This window comes from Acinetobacter sp. GFQ9D191M (genome assembly GCF_011174875.1).
Lineage (GTDB): Bacteria > Pseudomonadota > Gammaproteobacteria > Pseudomonadales > Moraxellaceae > Acinetobacter.
Genome location: NZ_JAALGV010000070.1, coordinates 1 through 2,529, shown reverse-complemented (window position 1 = coordinate 2,529; position 2,529 = coordinate 1). Strand labels below are relative to the sequence as shown.

Sequence of the window (2,529 nt, the reverse complement as noted above, 5' to 3'; positions counted from 1 at the left end):
CTATGTAAATAAATACTTTAGTCCTCAAAATTTTTAAAAACAAAAGCGACTATATGCAGAAGAAATGGAAGATCTAAAAATCCAAGAATTGCATGCGGCTTTTACAAAAAAAATTGAGACCGAAGCGCAGCAAGAGTTTTCCCAAAAAAGAGCAATACAGCTCGAAAACGACCGAAAAGATCGTGAATCTAGAGAACAACGCTATGCACAAGAACGAGAGCAACAAGAACAACGCTATGCACAAGAACGAGAGCAACAAGAACATTTGGCATTTGTAAGACGCCAAGAACAAGAAAAACAGCAGAGAAATGAGCCTAAAAAGCCAGAAAATGACAATAACCATGACTACACGCCTTAGAAATCCCATTTAAGCGCAAAAAAACGGGGGTTTTAGCGACTTTTGATAGAAATACAGTAAAACTATAGTTGATAAAAATAAAATCGCTTAGAACGCAAATGAGAGCCTTTTAGCGAGTATCTACGAGCGACACAACGAAAGTTTGCTTATTCCCCCTCTGAAAAACCGTTTTTTATTGAATTACTGGGGACAGTGATTAGCGAGTGTCTACGAGCGAAGTATTGATGCTTTTGCTCGTCAAAAAGCATGAGCATAGCGAATGCATTATTCATGTTTTGCTTTTTGAATCCTTGATCATATATGCAAAAAACTGCCCCCCACGAAGCGAGTGAAACGAGCTTCAATAGAGTACGAGCTTTAGCGAGTACCAAGGGCAGTTTTAATAACTCACTTTGGAAATAAATTCCCTTTTATTCTTTTAAAAAGCTTTTAAAAGCTTTTAGACCCCCCTATAAACCACGCCTAGCAATGCTTTCAGACTTTAAAAAACTACTTTTACCGGACATTAAACTACAAATGCCGGACAAAATGGACTTAAAAAACTACTTTTACCGGACATAGAAACTACTTTTACCGGACATTAAACTACAAGAAAAAGTTTGTAGTTTTGTTAAAAAACTACAAAAATAGTAGTCAAAAAATAAACGACAATGTATGTTTAAGCTACATAAATACCAATGTAGTTAGTTAGTTTTTTGGGGTTGTAGTTATATGGACGAAAATAAAAAAACATATCCTCTGAGCTGGGTTGTTATGCAAAACAATGTTCAAGAATGCTTTAAGAGTATGAACATTGATGAAAAACGAATGTTAATACTTGCTAGCCCAATTGCTAGAACCACTGATGCAACTGAAAAAGACCGAATTATGATTACGGCAGAAGAGTTTGCTAGAGAATGTGGCATTAAAACGCATTCCGCATATACGCAGTTAGAACTAGCCAGCAAGAATCTACTTAAAAGAAATTTCTCTTATAACAATGAAAGAGGAAAAAAGGTGCTGTCGAATTGGGTGATTGATTGCACTTATGAAGACGGAGGGATAGCTATACGTTTCCCTGAAATCGTTCTACTGATGTTAAAAGAGTTTGATAAATTAAACCCTTATACAAAATATAAAAAAGATATCGTACTAAGTTTGAAAAAAGATTACTCATTCGATCTTTATCATTTAGCTAAAAAGCATCAAGCAATGGGACAATTTGAAATGTCCTTAGAACATATAAAAAATGAGCTGGGTTTGCCCAAATCTTATGACAAACTCTGTAATTTAAAAGACCGAGTAATGAAGCCTTCATTAAATGAGATTACAACTAATACAGATATTGAACTCACTTATGAAAATGTAAAAAAAGGGCGTTCAGTAGTTGGCTTTAAATTTATAGTGAAAGAAAAACCTAAGCCAAAATTAATAGCGCCTCAGCGAGATCAAAGAACTATAGATATGTTCTGCAATTTATCTGATGCTCAAATTAACAAGTACAGCACTATTTTATCTAAACTTTCTGAGCTATCAGACCTCAGTAATTTCCCAGACTACCCGACATTTGCCCTCTGGATTAGTGGCATCTTACGAGATCCGAAAAGTGTAAGAGAGGAAACAACAAAACGGATTTTTAAAGCTCTTCATAGCAAGACGGATTTTAAACCATGAGAACTAAGGCTGAATTAGATGCAATGAGTCATCAAGAACTCAAAGATTATGAGCAAAGTTTACTTGCTCTGTGGACACCAAGAATGGCTATTGAAAGTGACATTGAAAGGTTAAGCACTCATCACAGCGAATTATTAGAGGTTTTTAATCAATTAAAGAATCCGGATGCACCTAAAAATTCACGTTTAAAAGATTCAATCTTGTCTCTGAAATATAAAATCGAATCGCTTGAAGGTAAGTTGAGTGATCTTATTCAAGATAATCGCTTAAATTCTGCAGATTGAATTATTCAGTTTATTTAATCAAAATCGTGGAACATTGATTAAAGACTAGGCGTGGAACGTGAAAAGTAATAAAAAAAGCCCAGTCATTGACGACTGGGCTAGAAAATTGAAACTACAGCGTTGAATTTTCACGAGAATTATAACAAATTTCGTATAAGGTGTATTATGTTAATTTTAGATAAACTATAGAATCCATTAGTTTTTAAACCAATAAATTAAATATTTTATGGAACT

Annotated in this window: 3 protein-coding genes; all 3 read left to right on the top strand. The window is 34.3% G+C overall.

The features are described 5' to 3' along the window. The first annotated feature begins 64 nt into the window (after positions 1-64). The 3 genes from G5T77_RS10695 (at position 65) to G5T77_RS10685 (ending at position 2,295) form a co-directional block, all read left to right on the top strand. A complete protein-coding gene (locus tag G5T77_RS10695) occupies positions 65-358 on the top strand; it encodes a hypothetical protein (protein ID WP_252719421.1) in 294 nt (97 codons plus the stop codon). A gap of 711 nt (positions 359-1,069) precedes the next feature. Then, the gene (locus G5T77_RS10690; protein WP_020846814.1) at positions 1,070-2,011 is read left to right on the top strand and encodes a replication initiation protein; all 942 of its coding nucleotides are present in this window, start codon (positions 1,070-1,072) and stop codon (positions 2,009-2,011) included. Continuing rightward, positions 2,008-2,295: a hypothetical protein gene (locus G5T77_RS10685; protein ID WP_004870774.1), complete on the top strand. Its 288-nt coding sequence runs from the start codon at positions 2,008-2,010 to the stop codon at positions 2,293-2,295. The genes G5T77_RS10690 and G5T77_RS10685 overlap by 4 nt, the downstream gene beginning before the upstream one ends. The last annotated feature ends 234 nt before the right edge of the window (positions 2,296-2,529 follow it).

Bases quoted from the DNA above. Each gene is read 5' to 3' on its own strand.
- G5T77_RS10695 (WP_252719421.1), top strand. From the start codon at position 65: ATGGAAGATCTAAAAATCCAAGAATTGCATGCGGCTTTTACAAAAAAA.
- G5T77_RS10690 (WP_020846814.1), top strand. From the start codon at position 1,070: ATGGACGAAAATAAAAAAACATATCCTCTGAGCTGGGTTGTTATGCAA.
- G5T77_RS10685 (WP_004870774.1), top strand. From the start codon at position 2,008: ATGAGAACTAAGGCTGAATTAGATGCAATGAGTCATCAAGAACTCAAA.